General features: G+C 66.6%; 19 protein-coding genes. 12 read left to right on the top strand and 7 right to left on the bottom strand.

Translation table 11 applies throughout. From position 1 onward, the window contains the following. The first annotated feature begins 50 nt into the window (after positions 1–50). Positions 51–1,109, top strand: a complete 1,059-nt coding sequence (locus tag NZL82_RS07325) for a choice-of-anchor A family protein (protein ID WP_261269121.1) — start codon at positions 51–53, stop codon at positions 1,107–1,109. A gap of 172 nt (positions 1,110–1,281) precedes the next feature. Here the strand turns inward: NZL82_RS07325 and ctrA are convergent, their stop codons facing one another. From ctrA to NZL82_RS07310, 3 genes are all read right to left on the bottom strand, one after another. Continuing rightward, positions 1,282–1,989: a response regulator transcription factor CtrA gene (ctrA, locus tag NZL82_RS07320; protein WP_261269120.1), complete on the bottom strand. Its 708-nt coding sequence runs from the start codon at positions 1,987–1,989 to the stop codon at positions 1,282–1,284. A gap of 102 nt (positions 1,990–2,091) precedes the next feature. Further along, entirely contained in the window at positions 2,092–3,186 is a 1,095-nt protein-coding gene (locus tag NZL82_RS07315) for an AI-2E family transporter (RefSeq protein WP_261269119.1), read from the bottom strand. Further along, positions 3,183–4,106, bottom strand: coding sequence for a LysR family transcriptional regulator (locus NZL82_RS07310; protein WP_261269118.1), 924 nt, complete (start codon positions 4,104–4,106; stop codon positions 3,183–3,185). Before NZL82_RS07310 ends, NZL82_RS07315 begins: the two co-directional genes overlap by 4 nt. 155 nt (positions 4,107–4,261) lie before the next feature. On the opposite strand from NZL82_RS07310, the gene NZL82_RS07305 reads away from it, so the two are divergent. Together NZL82_RS07305 and wrbA are read left to right on the top strand one after the other, a co-directional pair. Beyond that, the gene (locus NZL82_RS07305; RefSeq protein WP_261269117.1) at positions 4,262–4,993 is read left to right on the top strand and encodes a pirin family protein; all 732 of its coding nucleotides are present in this window, start codon (positions 4,262–4,264) and stop codon (positions 4,991–4,993) included. Between the two features lie 28 nt (positions 4,994–5,021). Then, on the top strand, positions 5,022–5,624 hold the full coding sequence (gene wrbA / locus NZL82_RS07300; protein WP_261269116.1) for an NAD(P)H:quinone oxidoreductase: 603 nt from the start codon (positions 5,022–5,024) through the stop codon (positions 5,622–5,624). Positions 5,625–5,765: 141 nt separating this feature from the next. Here the strand turns inward: wrbA and NZL82_RS07295 are convergent, their stop codons facing one another. Both NZL82_RS07295 and NZL82_RS07290 read right to left on the bottom strand, forming a co-directional pair. Beyond that, positions 5,766–6,419 carry a hypothetical protein gene (locus tag NZL82_RS07295; protein ID WP_261269115.1) on the bottom strand — a complete coding sequence of 218 codons (654 nt, stop codon included), beginning with the start codon at positions 6,417–6,419 and terminating at the stop codon, positions 5,766–5,768. A gap of 67 nt (positions 6,420–6,486) precedes the next feature. Then, on the bottom strand, positions 6,487–7,281 hold the full coding sequence (locus tag NZL82_RS07290) for a M15 family metallopeptidase (RefSeq protein ID WP_261269114.1): 795 nt from the start codon (positions 7,279–7,281) through the stop codon (positions 6,487–6,489). Between the two features lie 49 nt (positions 7,282–7,330). On the opposite strand from NZL82_RS07290, the gene NZL82_RS07285 reads away from it, so the two are divergent. Together NZL82_RS07285 and arfB are read left to right on the top strand one after the other, a co-directional pair. Beyond that, the gene (locus NZL82_RS07285; protein WP_261269113.1) at positions 7,331–7,975 is read left to right on the top strand and encodes an RluA family pseudouridine synthase; all 645 of its coding nucleotides are present in this window, start codon (positions 7,331–7,333) and stop codon (positions 7,973–7,975) included. Positions 7,976–7,986: 11 nt separating this feature from the next. Further along, positions 7,987–8,412, top strand: coding sequence for an alternative ribosome rescue aminoacyl-tRNA hydrolase ArfB (gene arfB, locus NZL82_RS07280; RefSeq protein ID WP_261269112.1), 426 nt, complete (start codon positions 7,987–7,989; stop codon positions 8,410–8,412). Positions 8,413–8,588: 176 nt separating this feature from the next. Here the strand turns inward: arfB and NZL82_RS07275 are convergent, their stop codons facing one another. Continuing rightward, positions 8,589–8,966, bottom strand: coding sequence for a hypothetical protein (locus NZL82_RS07275; RefSeq protein WP_261269111.1), 378 nt, complete (start codon positions 8,964–8,966; stop codon positions 8,589–8,591). Positions 8,967–9,091: 125 nt separating this feature from the next. Here NZL82_RS07275 and NZL82_RS07270 point away from each other — a divergent pair, with 125 nt between their 5' ends. The 6 genes from NZL82_RS07270 to NZL82_RS07245 all read left to right on the top strand — a co-directional run bounded on the left by NZL82_RS07270 (position 9,092) and on the right by NZL82_RS07245 (position 16,266). Continuing rightward, a complete protein-coding gene (locus NZL82_RS07270) occupies positions 9,092–10,054 on the top strand; it encodes a metalloregulator ArsR/SmtB family transcription factor (protein WP_261269110.1) in 963 nt (320 codons plus the stop codon). Further along, entirely contained in the window at positions 10,051–10,992 is a 942-nt protein-coding gene (gene metF, locus NZL82_RS07265) for a methylenetetrahydrofolate reductase (RefSeq protein WP_261269109.1), read from the top strand. Before NZL82_RS07270 ends, metF begins: the two co-directional genes overlap by 4 nt. Positions 10,993–11,053: 61 nt before the next feature. Then, positions 11,054–12,100 carry a homocysteine S-methyltransferase family protein gene (locus NZL82_RS07260; RefSeq protein ID WP_261269108.1) on the top strand — a complete coding sequence of 349 codons (1,047 nt, stop codon included), beginning with the start codon at positions 11,054–11,056 and terminating at the stop codon, positions 12,098–12,100. Positions 12,101–12,243: 143 nt separating this feature from the next. Next, positions 12,244–14,838, top strand: coding sequence for a methionine synthase (gene metH, locus NZL82_RS07255; protein ID WP_261269107.1), 2,595 nt, complete (start codon positions 12,244–12,246; stop codon positions 14,836–14,838). Between the two features lie 115 nt (positions 14,839–14,953). Beyond that, positions 14,954–15,673 carry a guanitoxin biosynthesis heme-dependent pre-guanitoxin N-hydroxylase GntA gene (gene gntA / locus NZL82_RS07250; protein WP_261269106.1) on the top strand — a complete coding sequence of 240 codons (720 nt, stop codon included), beginning with the start codon at positions 14,954–14,956 and terminating at the stop codon, positions 15,671–15,673. After that, positions 15,670–16,266 carry an urea carboxylase-associated family protein gene (locus NZL82_RS07245; RefSeq protein WP_261269105.1) on the top strand — a complete coding sequence of 199 codons (597 nt, stop codon included), beginning with the start codon at positions 15,670–15,672 and terminating at the stop codon, positions 16,264–16,266. Before gntA ends, NZL82_RS07245 begins: the two co-directional genes overlap by 4 nt. 125 nt (positions 16,267–16,391) lie before the next feature. Here the strand turns inward: NZL82_RS07245 and NZL82_RS07240 are convergent, their stop codons facing one another. After that, positions 16,392–18,083: an alkaline phosphatase family protein gene (locus NZL82_RS07240; protein WP_261269104.1), complete on the bottom strand. Its 1,692-nt coding sequence runs from the start codon at positions 18,081–18,083 to the stop codon at positions 16,392–16,394. A 67-nt stretch (positions 18,084–18,150) separates the two neighbouring features. Here NZL82_RS07240 and NZL82_RS07235 point away from each other — a divergent pair, with 67 nt between their 5' ends. Further along, entirely contained in the window at positions 18,151–20,184 is a 2,034-nt protein-coding gene (locus tag NZL82_RS07235) for a protein-disulfide reductase DsbD (protein WP_261269103.1), read from the top strand. Positions 20,185–20,189 lie beyond the last annotated feature (5 nt).

Below are 20,189 nucleotides of genomic sequence, written 5' to 3'. Positions count from 1 at the left end.
GGATCGACTGCGTAAACAATTGGCAGGGTTTTCCTGCTATCCCCGCGAGCATGAAATATCGACTGTTGCTCGCGGGACTCGTGGCAGCCGCCTTGCCGTCCCTTGCCATCGCCTCGCCGGTCGTCGGCATCGACGCCTTGAAGGAGTGGAACCTCATCGTGCTGGGCGATCTGACATCCAGTTCGGAGGTGGAGGGGCGCACCTTTGTCGGCGGTAATCTCAGCGGCAATTCGTCCAACTACCAGATCGCCACGCCCGCCCCATCCACCTATGCCTTGCCCGGTCTGACCGTGGTGGGGAATGTGATCGGCGGCACAAAAAATCTCAACAACGGCTCCGGTGCGCTGATCGGGGGCATTGTCCAGAGCGGCTTCAATCTGAACGGCGGAGTTCAGAACGTGAAGGTCGGCGGGACCCTGTCGAACACCAACATCAACCAGAATATCGTGCAATCGGGCTTGGCGAGCAGTGATCCGGGCTTCGTCGCCGGCCTGAACCAGCAGAAGACGCTGCTGACGAGCGGCATGACCGACCTGTCGAACAGTTATGCCGCGCTATCCGCCACCGGGCAGGTCGCAATCAGCGGCAATCGGGCGACGTTCGACGCGGTGAAGGGGGCCAATGGCGTCGCGGTGTTCAACCTGACCGCCGCCGACCTGGCCCGCTTCGGCGAAATCGCCTTCAACGCAAACGGCGCGGACACGGTGATCGTCAATGTCAGCGGCAGCGCGATCCGGCTGGACGACAATTTTCTGGGCAACGCCAGCGGACTAGGCAAGCAGGTCATCTGGAATTTCCCCGACGCGACCAGCCTGGAACTGACGACGGCGTGGAAGGGATCGGTCCTCGCGCCCAAGGCGGCGGCCGTGACGGGCAATTATATCGAGGGATCGGCCGTGTTCGGCAGCCTGGTCCAGAATGGCGAGTTCCATCTGGGCACCTATATCGGCACCTATACGCCGGGGACGTCCAACCCGCCGAGCAGTTCGGGCGGGACCGGGAGCAGCGGCGGAAGCCCTGCGACGGTCCCCGAGCCCGCCAGTCTGGCGTTGATGGCTGGGGGATTGGTTCTGTTGGTGCTGGCGCTTCGGCGGCGCGTGGCGGCCTGACGGGAGAGGGAGGGCGTGGCCTTCGGCCGCGCTCGGACCAAGGGGCTAATCGGTCAGGCGCAATCGGCCGACCCCGTTCGGCCCATGTGCGCCCGAAGGTCAAGCGGATTGGCCATGAAAAAGGGCCGGTCCGCATCGCGAACCCGCCCCTTCCGCCCCCGATGCGAAAGCGTCAGGCGACGGCCTGTTCGCCCTGGCCCATCTCGTCCGGCTCGCGCAGGACATAGCCGCGGCCCCACACCGTCTCGATATAATTCTCGCCATCGCAGGCCAGGCTGAGCTTCTTGCGCAGCTTGCAGATGAAGACGTCGATGATCTTCAGTTCCGGCTCGTCCATCCCGCCATAGAGATGGTTCAGGAACATCTCCTTGGTCAGCGTCGTGCCCTTGCGGAGCGACAACAGCTCCAGCATCGCATATTCCTTGCCGGTCAGGTGGACGCGGGCATTCTCGACCTCGACGGTCTTGGCGTCCAGGTTCACCGCCAGCTTGCCGGTGCGGATGATCGATTGCGAATGTCCCTTGGACCGGCGGACCACGGCATGGATGCGCGCGATCAATTCCTCGCGGTGGAAGGGCTTGGTGACGTAATCGTCGGCGCCGAAGCCGAAGCTGCGCACCTTGGAGTCCATCTCGTTGATGCCCGACAGGATCAGGACCGGAGTGGAGACTCGCGCGACGCGCAGCCGTTTGAGCACGTCATAGCCGTGCATGTCCGGCAGGTTCAAGTCGAGCAGGATGATGTCGTAATCGTACAACTTTCCCAGATCGAGGCCTTCTTCACCTAGATCAGTGGTGTAGACGTTGAAGCCTTCGCTGCCGAGCATCAGCTCGATCGCCTTGGCGGTCGTCGGTTCGTCTTCGATCAGCAGCACGCGCATCGACAGTCCCCATTCGCGAATGGCCGCCCCCCTTTTCCCCCGGCGACCGGATATCCTTACCATTAACCAACGTGGGGGTGAACGTAAAAGGTTAATTCGGTCCTAACCCGGATTATTATTGTCTTGTTTTACTTGTGCAAAAGGGTCGAGCAGCGTCTGATGTTTCACCGGGGGAATGTCCTCGCCAAGAACTTCCCGAAGATACAGGCTGCGAATCAAAGTAAAGGCGACGATCAACAAAGCCGCCGAAAAGAACAGGCCGAAAAGACCAAAGATCGTGCCAATCCCGATGATGGCGAACAGGGTGACGGCGGGCGGGATGGCGACGACCCGGCTGGTGACGAAGGGCGTGATGGCGTTGGTCTGGATCAGCCGCACGATCGCAAAGGTGATAAGCGTGCCGACGATCGCGCCATTGCCTGCCTGCGCCGCCAATCCCAGCGCTGGCAGCATCGCGGCGATCGGCCCGACATAGGGCACGAATTCGCTCAAGCCCGTCAGCAATCCCAGCGCGGCGGCAGAGGGCACTCCGGCGATCGCCAGCCCGACGCCGACCAGCACGCCCATCGTCGTCATCTGGATCAACTGCGCCCGCAGCCAGAGGCGCAAGGTGGAGCCGGTGTCGAACAGCGCATCCTCCACCGCCGGCCGCATCGATCGGGGGATGAGGAGCAGGAAACCGCGCTCATAGATTTTGGGATCGGCGGCGAAGAACAGCGCACCGACCAGCAGCAACAGGCAGTTGAGGACGAATTCGCCCGCGCCCGACACGATGCCGCCAATATCCTGCGCCACCCGGCTGCCCGCATAGGCGGCGCGCACCGCGTCCACCACCTTGGCCCCTACCGGTGATTGCGACGCCCAGGCGGCCAACTGGTCGATCAGGTTCGGCAATTGCGTGACCAGCGTGTTGAGTTGCTGGCGAAAGGCGACGCCGAACAACCAGGCGAGGAACCCCAGCACCGCCAGCACCGTGGCGACCGACAGGGTCAGCGACCGTTTGGGCCCGATCGGCAGATGGTCGGCATAAAGGTCCGCGATCGCATGGATGACAATGGCCCCCAGGATCGATCCGAAGGCCAGGATCAGCAGATCACCGGCGCGGAACAGCGCGGCGGTGATGCCCAGGATCAACAGGATCAGGACGACGCGGCGGATGAACCGCGCATCCCCCTCGTCGGGACGAAGCCGGTTCATCGGGCCGCCTCCTGCTGGCGCGCGGTGACGCAGGGATCGCGGACCTTGTCGGCCAGCCATGCGATCAGCGCCTCCACCCGTGCGGGGCGCAAGGGGCTGGGCGGGGTCAGCAGGTGCAGGCCGATGGGTGGCGGGGTCCAGTCCTGCAAGATCTCCACCGCCTGTCCGCCGGTCAGATAGGGCCCGATGATGAAGCCGGGCAGCCGCGCGATTCCCAGTCCGGCCAGCACGGCGGGGACCAGCGCATCGCCGCTATTGGCCGTCAGCGGACCTTGCGGGCGCACCGAAACTTCGGCCCCGCCGGGATGGCGGAAACGCCAGGGGCCGGTGACGTTGGAATAGCTGAGCAGCCGATGCTCGCCCAGTTCGTTGGGATGGGTCGGCGTGCCATGCTCCGCCAGATAGCCGGGCGAGGCGATGATATGGGTCGAAATGCCGCACAGCCGCCGCGCGCGCAGCGAACTGTCGGGCAGGTCGGCGATGCGCAGCGCGATGTCATAGCCCTCCGCCACGATGTCGACCCGCGCGTCGGACAGGCTCAGTTCGATCTCGATCCCCGGATGCCTGGCCAGGAAATCGGCGATCACCGGCGCGATATTGGTCACGCCGAACGACATGGGCGCGGCCAGACGAATGCGACCGGCGGGCGCGCTGGCGGCGTCGCGTGCGGCTTCCTCGGCGGCGCGCGCTTCGGCCAGGATGCGCGCGGCGTGATCGGCCAGCGGCTTTCCCGCCTCGGTCAGCGCCAGGCGGCGCGAGGTGCGGTGGAACAGCGACTGGTTGAGCTGCGCCTCCAATCGGGTGATCGCCTTGGACACGGTGGCCTTGGACAGGCCGATCGCATCGGCCGCGGCGCTGAACGAGCGATGCTCGACGACGGCGGCGAAGATCGCCCAGGCCTCCAGATCCGGCAGACGCATTGATACCCCCCTTTGGAGCACCGTTCGGCACCCCCGTACGACCGGCAAACGGCCGGTTCTGCGTTACAATGCACATGGAAACGATCGGTTTCCAGCGTTTCCGTTTACGCGATCATGATCGTCACTATCTTGGGCGCAACCAAGGGAGTTACCCCATGAGCACGCAAGTCATCACCCACCCCGTTCGGGGAATCGACCGCCGCAGTTTCGAAAGCCTGGGCCATGCCAATCATGGCTGGCTGGACGCACGGCACCATTTCTCGTTCGCCAACTATTATGATCCGGCCCGCATGGGCTGGGGCGCGATCCGCGTCTGGAACGACGATGTCATCGGGCCGAACGCCGGCTTCCCGCCGCATCCCCATGCCGACATGGAGATCATCACCTATGTCCGCACCGGCGCGATCACCCATCAGGATTCGATGGGCAATGTCGGTCGGACGGCGGCGGGCGACGTGCAGGTGATGAGCGCGGGTTCGGGTGTGCGCCACGCTGAATATAATCTCGAATCCGAACCGACGACGCTGTTCCAGATCTGGATCGAGCCGCGCAGCCGGGGTGGTCAGCCAAGCTGGGGTGCCAAGCCGTTCCCCAAGGGCGAACGCTCGGGGAAGTTCGTGACGCTGGCCAGCGGGTTCGAAGAGGATGGCGACGCGCTGCGCATCCGCGCCGATGCCCGTGTCCTGGGCGCCACGTTGCGCGCCGGGGAGAGTGTCGAACATGCGGTGGGTGAGGGGCGCCACGCCTATCTCGTCCCGGCCACCGGACGGATCGAAATCGACGGTGTCCCGTTCGCGGCACGCGACGGTGCGGCGCTCACCGGTGGCCGGACCGTGACGATCACGGCGATCGAGGATGCCGAGATCGTTCTGGTCGACGCCGAATAACTGACGTTTCTGCAAGGGAGTACATCACATGGCCAAGGTTCTGGTCCTCTATTATTCGTCCTATGGTCACATCGAGCAGATGGCCGACGCGATCGCCGAAGGCGCGCGTTCGGCGGGCGCCGAGGTGGACATCCGCCGCGTCGCCGAGACCGCGCCTGCCGAGGTGGTTGCGGCGGCGCACTTCAAGACCGACACCGCGCACCCCGAGATCGAGGGCCCCGACGCGCTGACCAACTATGATGCGATCATCGTCGGCACGCCCACGCGCTATGGCCGGATGGCGAGCCAGATGGCGGCCTTCTGGGACACGACCGGCGGCGTGTGGATGAAGGGCGGTCTGGTCGGCAAGGTCGGCGGTGCCTTCACCTCGACCGCCAGCCAGCATGGCGGGCAGGAGACGACCCTGTTCTCGGTCCTGACCAACCTGATCCACCACGGCATGACCATCGTCGGCCTGGATTATGGGTTCCAGGGCCAGATGGGCGTCAAGGAAGTCCATGGCGGCACGCCGTACGGCGCCTCGACCCTGGCGGACGGCGACGGCAGCCGCCAGCCGAGCCAGGTCGATCTGGACGGTGCGCGCTACCAGGGCAAGCGCATCGCCGAGACGGCCGCCAAGCTGTTCGGGTAATGCAAGGGACGGGGGCGCCGAAGGGTGCCCCCGTTCTTATATCCTTCCTCCGTTCGGCCTGAGACGGGTGGAGGCCAAGGCCCACAACCTCGACCAGCCGGTACGCACCGACGCCGGATCGGCATGGCGGCCACGATGCATTTACCGCACCGCCACATCGACCGTCACCGCGACGAGCTTGCCCCTCCGTGGACCGATCAGGGTTATGCCCGCCCCCACGCCATGCGGATCAATTATCGCCATCATCGCCAGCACCGGAAAATCGGCCGTGAAAAGCGGTGCGAATGTCTTCGCAAAGGGTTTGGTGACGACCGTCGTACCGTCCTTTTCATTAACCCAGGCGCTCATGCCCCAGGACGAACCGACGAATCTTAGCCCGGCTGGAACAGGATGGGACGGCATCTGGCGATCATTGGTGGGGCGATCGGCGCAGGCGCTGGGCTCCAAACGCCCGCTTACGGGCCCGTAACTTCCGAGGTTGATGGAATAGAGCAGGCAGGTGCCGTTAGTCAGATACAGCGTTGCCGGGAGATGGCTTCGTGACCAGGCATCAATGACGCGGCCTCCGTCGATATCGGGGAGTTCGGTGCCAAAATAGATATTGCGATCGGTAAAGGGGCCCCTGTCCGGGTCGGTATAGCGGAATGCCGGCTTGAATTCGAGGATCGAGAGGGAGGGGAGCGTCCTGATAACGGCCGCGTCGGAAGCCGTCTCCGAATGTTGCGCCAGAACGGGCGTAGGAAGCGTGACCAGAGCAGCACCCGCTATCAGAAGATACGTCGCGCATCGTGTCATGCGATGTCACCTCTCGTGCTGCGAGGATCGATCCTAAGCGGGAAGCGCGATCCTGTCACGCCGTTGTTCAGGGCCGTTGGCGGCGCGATTTGCCCTTCGTCGTCGCTGGGCTAGGCGCGGCCGCTGGCGGGGGCACGGGAACCGGCGGTTGGGCCGTCATCACCACCTTCAACGGATCGCGCACGCCCGGATCGGCCGGGAACTGCGCCCGCGCTCTGGCGAAGACCGCCCGCGCCTGCGCTGCGCCCGGCTCGGCGGGACTGGTCCCGACCCAGCGCCAGTGCCAGGGCTCCCACTTTACCCGCTGCCTGTTTCCCGCCGGAAAGCTCATCTCGAACCCGAAGCGCGGGGCGTTGGCGATCAGCCAGCGCGCCGCGGGCGACGCGGCCATGCACGCCTCCGCATCCGGGCATCCGCGCGCCGGACGCACCGCGAAATCGACCGCATAGCCGGTCGCATGTTCGCTATACCCCGCCGGCGCGACCGAAATGGCGCGCTCGGCGGCGGACACGCTCCGGTCGCGGCAGAAGACGTTGCGCTGGCGAGCGACCTCGCGGTGGCAGGACAGGCCGTGCAAGGTGCCGCCGACCGCCGGATCGGCCTTCGCCGCGTCCAGCAGCCGTTGCAGATCGGGGATCATCGCGCGGTGCAGGCGGCAATAGGGCTTGAGCCCGAACCCGGCAGGGGCTGGCACGATGTCCTGAGGCGATCCGTCGCCATAGGGAAAATGCCCGGCGACCCGACCGTCCGGGCCTGGCGGGGGCAGCACGCCGTCGCAGGACTGCGCCGCCGCCATGACGGGCGTCACCGCGATCGACAGCAGTGCCAACAGGCGAAGGAAAACGGCAAGAGCGCTCGGCATGACACGCGCGCCTCTGGCATGTCGGCGCGCACGGTGGCAAGGGAGCGCGATGCACGGAGATCGCGTTCTATTCATCGACGGCGAAGCGCTGGTGATCGACAAACCGGCGGGCCTGCCCGTCGATCGGCCCCGTAACGGGTCGATCAGCCTCGAAAACCATCTGGAATCGCTGAAATTCGGGTTCAAGCGCTGGCCGCATGCGGTGCACCGGCTCGACCGCGACACCAGCGGCTGCCTGCTCCTGTCGCGCAACCCCAAGGCGCACGCCCGTTTCCAGCAGGCGTTCGAGGCCGGGCTGGTCGAGAAGCGCTATCTGGCGGTTCTGAACGGCGAGATCGAGGGCGAGGGGATGATCGACCTGCCGCTCGCCAAGGTGTCGACGATGGAAGAGGGCTGGCGGATGGTCGCCGATCCGACGGGCAAGGCGGCGCGGACCGGCTGGCGCGCATTGCGCCATGAGGGCGGGCGGACGCTGGTCGAGTTCCGCCCGGAAACCGGCCGTACCCACCAGATTCGCGTTCATGCGGCGACGGGCCTGGGCGCGCCGGTGGTCGGCGACCCCGTTTATGGAGCGGGCGAAGCGGGCGGCATGTTGCTGCACGCCGCCAGCCTGACGGTGCCGCGCGGAGACGCCAAGGACCCGATCACCGCCGAGGCCCCGACGCCAGAACGCTTCGGCGCGTTCCGGGACTAGGGGCGCAGGCGATGGCGCTGATCCCCGTCACCCGCGCCATCGCGATCGACGAGCGCGAGATCACCGAGAGCTTCACCCGCGCCTCCGGGCCGGGCGGGCAGCATGTCAACACGACCGACAGCGCGGTGCTGTTGCGCTTCGACGTGGGCGGCTCGCCGAGTTTGCCGGAAGCGGTGAAGATGCGGCTGGCCGTGTTGGCAGGGCAGCGGCTGGGCAAGGACGGCGTGCTGACCCTGCGCGCCGATGCCAGCCGCTCGCAGGAGATGAACCGGCGCGAGGTGCGTGAACGGTTGATCGACCTGCTCCGCGAGGCGACCATCGTTCCGAAGAAGCGGCGGCCGACCAAACCCACCCGCGCGTCCCAGACCCGGCGGGTCGATGCCAAGAAGGGGCGGGCGCAGGTGAAGGCGGGGCGGGGGAAGGTTCGGTTCGATTGAAAGCGTTGGGGCGTAGCCTTCTTCGCTCAGGCTGAACGGACGTTGGAATATGGGGTCATAAACTCCTCACGCCGTTCAGCATGAGCGAACTCGAAGGCCACGCAGACCGCCCAAAGAAAAGCGGGCCGGCGAACTGATCGCCGACCCGCTTCTGTAATCCCTGAGGATAACGCCCTTTAGCGGCGGACATCCTCGCCCGCGCGGACCAGCGCGTTGCCGGTCGCCTGGCGGGCATTGTCCGCGCCGCGCTCGATCTTGTCGCCCGCATGGTCGAGCCCGCGATCGATATTCTCGCCCGCGCGGTCGGCATGGGCCGCAGCCCGGTCACCGGCGCGGTCCAGCTTGTCACCCGCCTTGTCCATGGCATTCTCGGCCGAGTTCAGTGCCTTGGCGGTCGCCGCCTCGACATCGTCCGAGGCGTTCTGCGTCGTCGCCTTCACGTCCGAGCCGATGGCGTCGGCGGCCTGCTCGGTCTGCTGCTGGGCATTCTCGCTGCAAGCGGCCAGCGACAATGCGGCGGCACCGGTCAGGGCGAGGATCAGGGCCTTCTTCATCGCAAACACTCCCGTTTTCATCATTTGATCGGCGTGCCAACGCAGATCATCCGTTTCGGGTCCGTGTCGGCCGAAATGAGTTCGCTCCGTTGACCGCATATAAAGATATCTTTATATCGTGATCCATGGCCAATGCGCTCGAAATCTTTCGCGCCCTCAGCGACCCGACGCGGCTGCGCATCCTTGCGCTGCTGCGGTCGATGGAGCTGTCGGTGGGCGAACTGGCGCAGGTGCTGGGGCAAAGCCAGCCGCGCGTCAGCCGCCATGTGAAGATCCTGGTCGACGCCGAACTGGCCGAGCGCCGTAAGGAAGGCAGCTGGGTCTTCGTCGCGCTGGGCGACCGCGAGGCGGTGGAGCCGATGATGGCGGCGCTCGATCGCTGGACGGCGGATGCGCCCGATCCCTGGATGGTGGCCGATGTCGCGCGGCTGGCGGCGGTGCGCGCCGACCGGGCGGCGAGCGCGGCCGCCTGGTTCGAGGATCATGCGGGCGAGTGGGACGCGATCCGTTCGCTCCATGTCGCGGACAGCGAGATCGAGGAGGCGATGGCCGGGCTGATCGGCGAGGGCGATCTCGGCACGCTGATCGACATCGGCACCGGCACCGGGCGGATGCTGGAGCTGTTCGGCGACCGGGCGGACTCGGCGCTGGGCATCGACCGCTCGTCGGAGATGCTGCGGCTGGCCCGCGCCAAGCTGCACGGCCGCGCCAATACCGAGTTGCGGCAGGCGGACCTCTATGCGCTGCCCATGGGCGACGGCGCGGCGGATATCGCGATCCTGCATCATGTGCTGCACTTCGCGCAGCAGCCGGGCGCGGCGATCGCCGAGGCGGCGCGGGTGCTGGGGCCGGGCGGGCGGCTGTTGATCGCCGACTTCGCGCCGCATGATCGCGAGGAATTGCGGCAGAAGGCGGCGCATAGCCGCCTGGGTTTCGCCGACGAACAGATGGCGGGCTGGTTCGGCCCTGCCGGGCTGACGCTGGCGCGGGCCGAGACGCTGGAGGGCGGCGAGCTGACCGTCAAGCTCTGGCTGGGTGTGAAGAAGGGGCTTCGGCCCGTCGAGACGAATAGGGTGAAGGCGGCATGACGAACACGATCCTGACGCGGGCCGAGGCCGCGCTGGCGCATGAGGAACCGCTGTTCGCCGATGTGGGCGGCGATATCGCGGTCAGCTTCGAATTCTTCCCGCCCAAGACGGAGAAGATGGATGCGCAGCTCTGGGACGCGATCCGCACGCTGGAGCCGCTGGATCCGCGCTTCGTATCGGTGACGTACGGCGCGGGCGGCTCGACCCGCGAGCGGACCCATGCCACCGTCGCGCGAATCCAACGCGAGACGACGATGGACGCCGCCGCGCATCTCACCTGTGTCGAGGCGACCCGCGAGGAGATCGACCAGGTCGCGCAGGAATATTGGGCGGCGGGCGTGCGGCACATCGTGGCGCTGCGCGGCGATCCTCCCGCCGAGGGCGCGCGCTTCGTCAGCCATCCGGGCGGCTATGAGAATGCCGCCGATCTGGTCGCGGGCCTCAAGAAGCTGCATCCGTTCGAGATTTCGGTCGCGGCCTATCCCGAATGCCACCCGGACTCGGCGGACCAGAAGGCGGACATCGATAACCTTAAGCGCAAGATCGACGCCGGCGCGAACCGTGCGATCACGCAATTCTTCTTCTCGCCCGAAGCCTATTTCCGTTTCCGCGATGCCGCCGCCGCCGCGGGGATCACGGCGGAGATCGTGCCGGGTATCCTGCCGGTGTCGAACGTCGCGCAGACCCGCAAGTTCGCCGCCATGTGCGGGGCGTGCATCCCGGACTGGATGGACCGGCTGTTCGAGGGGCTGGACGATCATCCCGGCGCGCGCCAGCTGGTCGCCGCGACCATCGCCGCCGAGATGTGCCGTCGCTTGTACGCGGGCGGGGTGAAGGGATTCCACTTCTACACGCTCAACCGCGCCGAACTGGCCTATGCGATCAGCCATTTGCTGGGCGTGCGCGGAAAGAAGGCCGAGACGGTAGCGGCGGCGTAACCTCTCTGCCCCTATAGGAATGCCAATACGCTCCCGCACTGGTCGGGGGCAGGAGTAGATCATGACGACCCGCGACACGTTCCTCGCCGAAGCCGCCAAGCGCATCCTGATCACCGACGGCGCGTTCGGCACCGAGATCCAGAACTGGAAGCTGGACGAGGCGGCCTATGCGGGGACGCTGGGCCTGTCCCACGACCAGAAGGGCAATAACGACATCCTGGCGCTGACCAAGCCCGAGGTGCCGGAGGCCATCCACCGCGCCTATTTCGAGGCGGGGGCGGACATTGCCGAGACCAACACCTTCTCCGCCAACCGGATCAGCCAGGCCGATTACGGAGCCGAGCATCTGGTGCGGGAGATCAATGTCGAGAGCGCGAAGCTCGCCCGCCGCATCGCAGACGAGTTCGCCGCGAAGGACGGCCGCCCCCGCTTCGTCGCGGGCGCGATCGGGCCGACCAACAAGACGCTGTCGCTGTCGCCGGACGTGAACGATCCGGGTTACCGCGAGATCGACTTCGATTACCTCAAGGACGTGTACCGCGAACAGATCGACGCGTTGATCGAGGGCGGCGCAGACTTCATCCTGATCGAGACGGTGTTCGATACGCTGAACGCCAAGGCCGGGATCATGGCGACGATCGAGGCAGGCGAGGCGCTGAGCCGCGAGATCCCGATCATGTTGTCGATGACGCTGACCGACCTGTCGGGCCGCAACCTGTCGGGCCACACGGTCGAGGCCTTCTGGCACGCGGTGCGCCATGCCCGGCCGCTGACCATCGGGCTGAACTGCTCGTTCGGGGCGGAACAGCTGCGCCCGCACGTCAAGACGCTGTCGGAAATCTGCGACACGCTCATCATGATCTACCCCAATGCCGGGCTGCCCAACGAACTGGGTGCCTATGACGAAGCGCCCGTCACCACCGCCGGTCTGGTCGGCGAATGGGCGGTCGAGGGGCAGGTCAATGTGCTGGGCGGCTGCTGCGGCTCGACCCCTGCGCATATCAAGGCGATAGCCGACAAGGTGAAGGGCATGACCCCCCGCACCATCCCGACCCCGCCGGTCGTCACCCGCCTCGCCGGGCTGGAGCCGTTCACCATGGCGGCCTGAACAATCCTCCCCGGCACGGGGAGGGGGACCAGCCGGAGGCTGGTGGAGGGGGGTATCCACCAGCGACGCAATTTGTGGAGACCCCCCTCCACCAGCTTCGCTGGTCCCCCTCCCCGCGAGCGGGGAGGATTTGAGAAGACACCATGACCAACACCTCCACCAATTTCGTCAATGTCGGCGAGCGGACCAACGTCACTGGATCGGCGGCGTTCAAGAAGATGATCCTGGCGGGCGACTATACCCGCGCGGTGGAGGTAGCGCGCAGCCAGGTCGAGAATGGCGCGCAGGTGGTCGACGTCAACATGGACGAAGGGCTGCTCGACGCCGAATACGCCATGACCACCTTCCTCAAGCTGATCGCCGCAGAGCCCGATATCGCGCGCGTGCCGATCATGATCGACAGCTCGAAATGGAGCGTGATCGAGGCGGGTTTGAAGTGCGTGTCGGGCAAGCCGATCGTCAATTCGATCAGCATGAAGGAAGGCGAGGAGGCGTTCCTGCACTATGCCCGCCGATGCATGGCGTACGGCGCGGCGGTGGTCGTCATGGCGTTCGACGAGGTCGGCCAGGCCGACACCAAGGACCGCAAGGTCGAGATTTGCGCGCGTGCCTATGACCTGCTGATGGGAATCGGCTTCCCGCCCGAGGACATCATCTTCGATCCCAATGTCTTCGCGGTCGCCACCGGCATCGAAGAGCATAACAATTACGGCGTCGACTTCATCGAGGCGTGCCGCGAGATCAAGGCGCGCTGCCCCCACGTCCATATCTCGGGCGGCTTGTCGAACCTGTCGTTCTCTTTCCGCGGCAACGAGCCGGTGCGCCGCGCGATGCACTCGGTGTTCCTCTACCACGCCATCCCGGCGGGCATGGACATGGCGATCGTCAATGCGGGCCAGCTCGACGTGTATGACACGATCGACCCCGAACTGCGCCAGGCGTGCGAGGATGTCGTCCTCAACCGTGACCCAGAGGCTGGCGAGCGGCTGGTCGCATTGGCCGAGCGCTATCGCGGCACCGATGCGGTCGCTGAGAAGCAGGCTGCCGAGTGGCGCAGCCTGCCGGTGACCAAGCGGCTGGAATATGCGCTGGTCAAGGGCATCGACGCGCATGTCGTCGACGATACCGAGGAATGCCGCCAGCAATTCGCACGGCCGATCGAGGTGATCGAAGGTCCGCTGATGGACGGCATGAACGTCGTCGGCGACCTGTTCGGCTCGGGCAAGATGTTCCTGCCCCAGGTGGTGAAGTCCGCGCGCGTCATGAAGAAAGCGGTCGCGCACCTGCTGCCTTTCATCGAAGCGGCGAAGGAGCCGGGCGCCAAGGGCAAGGGCCGGATTGTGCTCGCGACCGTGAAGGGCGACGTGCACGATATCGGCAAGAACATCGTCGGCGTCGTGCTCCAGTGCAACGGCTTCGAGGTGGTCGATCTGGGCGTCATGGTCCCCTGGTCGAAGATCATCGCGGCGGCGAATGAGAATGACGCCGACATGATCGGCCTGTCGGGCCTCATCACCCCCTCGCTCGACGAGATGGTGACGGTGGGCGAGGAAATGCAGCGCGCCGGCATGTCCATGCCGCTGCTGATCGGCGGCGCGACGACCTCCAAGGTTCACACTGCGCTGCGTATCGCGCCCGCCTATTCGGGGCCGGTGGTCCATGTCCTCGACGCCAGCCGCGCGGTTGGCGTCGCGACGACGCTCGTGTCTGATACCCAGCGCGATCCTTATGTCGCGCAGGTCGCCGCCGATTACGAAGCCGTCCGCAAGGCGCGTGAGGGGAAGGGGGCGAATGCCCTGTTGCCGCTGGAGGAAGCCCGCGCGCGCGGCTTCGTCGCGGACATGGCGCTGAAGGCGGGCGACCCAAAGCAGCCGGGCGTGCATGTCTATCAGGACTGGGACCTGTCGGACCTGCGCGACTATATCGACTGGACGCCCTTTTTTCGCGCCTGGGAACTGGCGGGCAACTTCCCCGCCATTCTGACCGATGAAGTGGTCGGCGAGAGCGCCAGCGGCCTCTATGCCGATGCGCAGGCCATGCTCGACACCATCATCGCCGAGAAGTGGCTGACCGCACGCGGCGTGGCGGCGCTCTGGCCGTGCCGCCGCGACGGCGACGACGTGATCCTGACGACGGACGGGGAAGAGACACGCATCCCCTTCCTGCGCCAGCAGATCGCCAAGCGCGAAGGCCGGGCGAATATGTGCCTGGCCGACTTCATCGATCCGACAGGCGACTGGATGGGCGGCTTCGCGGTCGGCATCCATGGCATTGACGCGCATATCGAACGCTTCCGGGCGGGGCATGACGATTATAACGACATCCTGCTCAAGGCGCTGGCCGACCGTCTGGCCGAGGCGTTCGCCGAGCGGCTCCATGCGCATGTCCGCACCGACCTGTGGGGCTATGCGGCGGGCGAGCAGCTGACCAACGAGGCGCTGATCCGCGAGCAATATCGCGGCATCCGCCCTGCACCGGGCTACCCCGCCTGCCCCGAACACAGCATCAAGCGGACGCTGTTCGACCTGCTGGCGGCGGAAAGCGCGGTCGGGCTGGAGTTGACCGACAGCTTTGCGATGCTGCCGACGGCGGCGGTCAGCGGCTTCTACTTCGGGCACGCCCAGGCCGAATATTTCGGCGTTGCGCGGATCGGCGAGGACCAGTTGGCGGACTATGCGACGCGGCGCGGGGTCGATGTCGCCCAGGCGACCCGCTGGCTGCGCCCCAATCTCGACTGACGGGGTGGCATTCCGCTTTGTGACCTGGATCAGCAGTCCGATTGATCGATGCTAATTATGTGAGATAAAACGGCTTTTCGGGAACGCTGCCCTAACCGTCGCGTTGGGGCATCCCATGTCGAAAACCGGAAGCAGTCTATTCCCCCCGCACGATCCCAGCGAGCCCGAGTCGGCCGCGATGCTTCGTGCCCATATCGCGGCGGCGGATTTTCCTTGTGTCGGCGCCAAGGCGGCGATGGCGCGGGGGACGCTGGACATATTGGGCGCGCGCGACATAGCGAGCGCCTGGGACGATCTGCGCATCCATGACCGGCTGCGGCGCTTCGCCGAACGCTATCGTGCCGAGCCGCAGCTATTCCGCAGCCTGGCGGTGGTCTTCGCCGGACCCGAGCAACTCGACGAAGCCGCGTTCGAGCGCGCGATCTGGGCGCGGATCCAGTCGCTGTCGGACAAGGATGTCTGGCTGGGGCAGGATTGGGACGAACGGGTCAGCGCCGATCCGGAAGACCCGCATTTCTCGCTGTCCTTCGGCGGCGAGGCATTCTTCGTCGTTGGGCTGCATCCCAACGCCAGCCGCCCCGCGCGGCGCTTCCCGCGCCCGGCCATGATCTTCAACCTGCACGACCAGTTCGAGATATTGCGCGCCCAAGGCAAATATGAGGGGATGCGCGAGAAGATCATGGTCCGCGATGAGGCGCTGGCGGGATCGCGCAACCCGATGCTGGCGCGCCATGGCGAGATGAGCGAGGCCCGGCAATATAGCGGTCGCGCGGTGGAGGAGGGCTGGCGCTGCCCCTTCCACTATACGGGTGCCGAAGCGGCGGCCGATCGATGAGCGCCGAAACCGTCGAGATTCCGCCCCGCAGCGGCGACGCCTTTCGCATGGCCAAGGGCGACAGCCTGACTGTCATCGACCCGCGCGGTCGACAGGTCGCCGATCTGCTCGCTTTCAACGCCGATGATCTGGATGAGGTGATCTCGTCAGGCCGCACGCTCGACTACGCCGAGACGATCCGGCTCACCACCGGGCACAAGCTCTATTCCAACCGGTCGCGGGTGATGCTGGAGATCGTGGCCGACACGGTTGGGATGCACGATTTCCTGCTGACGCCCTGTTCGGTCGATACGTTCGACCATTTCTATCCCGACCTGCCGCGCCATCGCGGATGCTTCGGCAATCTGGCGGCGGCGCTGGCGCCTTTCGGCGTGGTGCCCGACCGGATTCCGGTGGCGTTCAACTGTTTCATGAACGTGCCGGTCGATGGCGCGACCGGCAAGCTGGAGGTGCTGCCGCCGCTGAGTGGGCCGGGCGATCATATCCGCTTTGTGGCGCAGATGGATCTGGTGATCGGGCTCACCGCCTGTTCCGCACCCGCTTCGAACGGGGGGAGCTTCAAACCGATTGAATATCGGGTCGAGCGCCCCTAACATTCCTCCCCTGTAAGGGGAGGTGGCAGCCCGGAGGGCTGACGGAGGGGTGTCGCAGCCAGTGGGGACACCCCTCCACCACCGCTTCGCGGCGGTCCCCCTCCCCTTGCAGGGGAGGAACAAGCTTATTTCTTACACGTATCCGCCGCACCCGGATCAAGGTCCAGGCAGCGCCCGTCCACGCCAGGGATCGGCAGTCCGATCGTCGCCGCCAGTGTCGGGGCAATGTCGACCGTCTCGACCGACAGCGGTTGTTCGAACCCGCTCATCCCCTTGCGCCAGAACAGGATCGGCACGCGGCGATCATAGTCCCAGGGCGAACCATGAGTCTCGACATAGCCGGGGGCGGGTTCCTCGATCGTGGTGACGCGCGGCTTGAGCAGGATCAGCAGGTCGCCCGAACGTGTCGGATCGTAGGAGGAGCGCGCCTTTTCCTTCAGCGTCCAGGTTTCGGGCGGCGTCGTCGGCCAGGGGGTCGCCGCGATCTCGTCGCGGGTCAGCGCGGCGGCGACCTGCGGCAACGCTTCGTAACGCCGCTTCGCCTCGGCCAGCACCTTCGCGCGCGTGGCGGGTGGCAGATCGCGGTTGATATAGATGTCGCCCTCCGCGCTCATCATGATCGGCGGTGTGTTGGACAGGCCCAGACCTTGCGCGATGATGGCGGCCATCGCCTTGGTCTTGGCCTCCGGCGCGACATGGCTTTCCATCGGCATGGCGCGGATCTGCTGCCGCTCGGTCATGTCGTGCGCGCCGTGGTCGGCGGTCAGCATCACCTCATAGTCGACGCCGGTCGCATCGAGCACGTCGAAGAATCCCGCCAGCGAGCGGTCGAGTTCCTCCATTTGGATGCACATCTCGGCCCCCTGGGTGCCCAGCGCATGGCCGATATAGTCGGTCGCCGACAGGCCGACCGACAGCATGTCGGTCTGCGGCCCCTGGCCCAGCTTCATGTCCTGGACGAAGCCCGCCGCCATCGCCAGCACCGCCGCGTCGGCCGCCGGAGATACGCGGAACGCCTTCAGGTCGCCCGCCGCGCGCTGGAACCGGCCGGTGCCCAGCGTCTGGCCGCCCACGGTGATCGGTCGGTCGAGCGACTTGCAAAATCCGGGCAGCGGCAGGGCCGCCTGCGGCCGGGCGATCAGGTCGGCAACGGCCTTGCGCGTGCGCTCCACGACCGGCGGCACGACACGACCGGCATAGGAGACATAGGTCTTGCCATCCCACCACCAGATCTCGTCCATCTTGTGCCCGCCCATCATCACGGCCGCACGGTCCTTGCCCGCGACGGAGACGGTGCGGACGCGGGGATCGGCGGTCTTCATCCGCTCGCCCAGCGTCGGCACCTTCAGATGCATGTCCGACACGGTATAGTTGTTGTGATCGTTGCCCGCGACGCGCTCGTCTTCCGAGCAATAGACGATCTTGTCCGCACGCCCGACCGACTGGTCGACCCAGTTGTTGGCGATGATGCCGGTATGCGCGGGGCGATAGCCGGTCAAGATGGTCGAGTGGCCGGGGCAGGTCTCGGTCGCGGCATGGCTTTGATAGCCCGAGGGAAAGACCGCGCCGGTCAGCAGGCGCGCCATGCCGCCGGTGAAGTGGTTGCGATATTGCTGGAACAGGTCGGCCGAGAATTGATCCACCGAGATTGCCACGATCAGCTTGGGCGGCGTGGTGGGAAAGGGCGGTTGCGGCGTCGCGGGGGGCGAGGCGACGGGCGCGGGGGCGCCGCCGGGTTCGGGGCTTGCCGTCTGCGCGAGGGCGGGCGCGGCGAACAGCGCGGCGGAGGCGAGAAGCGCGGCAGTCAGGGACTTCATGGGCAACCTTGATGCAAAGCGGGGACGGGGGCGCTATGGAACGCGAAAGCGGGTTAGGGCAAGGTCGATGCGCGGTTGGTTTTACATCCTGATGACGGCTCTCTTCATGTCGGTGGCGATGACCCCCGGCATCGCGGAGAGCGGGCCGCCGGCCGCGCCGGGGGCGATCCATCTGCCGATGCGCCTCGTCGCCGAAAGCGCGACCCCGGCGGCGGGGGGGCAGACCACCCTGGCCATCGTCGCGACGCCCGAGAAGGGCTGGCACGGCTATTGGAAGAATGGCGGCGATGCGGGCCTGCCGACCGAGGCGCACTGGACCCTGCCCAAGGGCGTGACCGCGGGCGAATTGCGCTACCCGGTGCCGGGGCGGCTGAAGATCGCCGGGCTGATGAACTATGTCTATGAGCGGCCCTTCACGCTGCTGGCGGACCTGAAGGTCCCGGCGGGGCTGGCGAAGGGAACGCCGCTGCCCGTGACGGTCAAGCTCGACTATCTGGTCTGTACCGACACCATCTGCGTCCCCGAAAGCCAGACGCTGTCGACCCGGCTGACCGTCGGCGAGGGCGCGGTCGACGCCGCGACGCGTGGCGAGTTCGACCGCTGGCGCGCTGCGCTGCCCAAGCCGCTGGGTGGCGACGGCGTGATCGAGACCAAGGGCAAGACGGTGCGGATCGCGGTGCCGCTGCCCGCCTCGGTCGCAGTGAACCAAGCCTATTTCTTCCCCGACCGCAGCGGTGTGATCGACCATGCCGCGGCGCAAGGGATGGAACGCAAGGGCGACCGGTTGATCCTCGCCATCCCCGCCGCCGCCGTGCCGACCCCCGGACCGGTATCGGGCGTGCTGTCGATCGGGGAGGGGCAGGGCCTCGCCTTTGCCGCCAAACCGGGTGCGATCGCTTCTAGCGGCGAGGGCGCGGGGGGCGATCACGGGTTCGGCGCGGTCACTCTGGCGTTTCTGGGTGCCGTGCTGGGCGGATTGCTACTCAACATCATGCCCTGCGTCTTCCCGATCCTGAGCCTCAAGGCGCTGAGCCTGGCGCGTGGCGGCGGCGACGAGCGGCATGCGCGGGCCGAGGCGCTGGCCTATACGGCGGGCGTGGTGCTGGTCTGTGTCGGGCTGGGCGTGGTGCTGCTGGCTCTGCGGGCCGGGGGGCAAAGCGCGGGCTGGGCCTTCCAGCTACAGGACCCGCGCGTGATCGGCATATTGCTGCTGTTGGTTGCGGGGATCGCGTTCAATCTGGCGGGGCTGTTCGAGTTGCCCACGCCCGCCTTTGCGGGGCGATCGGGGGCGATGGGATCGTTCGCCACCGGGGCACTGGCGGCGTTCGTCGCTACGCCCTGTTCGGGGCCGTTCATGGCAGGCGCCTTGGGCGCGGCGCTGGTCCTGCCCGCCGCCGCCGCGCTGGCGGTCTTCGCGGGGCTGGGGATCGGAATCGCGTTGCCCTTCATCGCGATTGGCTTTGTCCCTGCGCTGCGGCGGCGGCTTCCCAAGCCGGGCATGTGGATGGTGCGGCTGCGCCATATCCTGTCGGTGCCAATGTTCCTGACCGCGCTCGCGCTCGCCTGGATATTGGGGCAGGAGGCGGGGGTGACCGGCATGACGCTGGGCCTCGCCGCCGCGTTGCTGGCCTCGCTCGGCTTCTGGTGGACGGGACTGCGCCAGCATGGCGGCAAGGGCCGCGCGGGCTGGCCCGCGGTGGCGGCGCTGGTGCTGGCGGTGGCGATCGTGGTGACGGTCAAGCCCGCCGCCGCCATCGCCAAACCGACGGCCGACACCGGCTTTACCGAGGCCAAGCTGGACAGCCTGCGTCGCCAGAACCGCCCCGTCTTCGCCTATTTCACCGCCGATTGGTGCCTGAGCTGCAAGGTGAACGAGGCCGCCGCGATCGAGCGGGCATCGGTGCGCGAGGCGTTCGACCGCAACAAGGTGGCGGTGCTGGTCGGCGACTGGACCGACGGGGACCCGGTTCTGGGACGCTTTATCGAACGGCATAACCGGGCCGGGGTGCCGCTTTACCTCTATTACGCGCCGGGTGCGAAAGAGCCCCAGGTCCTGCCGCAGGTGCTGACCCCGTCCATGTTGGAGAAACTGGGAGCGTAGGTCCT

This window comes from Sphingomonas sp. LC-1, from assembly GCF_025371035.1.
Lineage (GTDB): Bacteria > Pseudomonadota > Alphaproteobacteria > Sphingomonadales > Sphingomonadaceae > Sphingomonas > Sphingomonas sanguinis_E.
The sequence above is the reverse complement of the archived record's forward strand: the minus strand, read 5'-3'. Positions and strand labels throughout refer to the sequence as shown.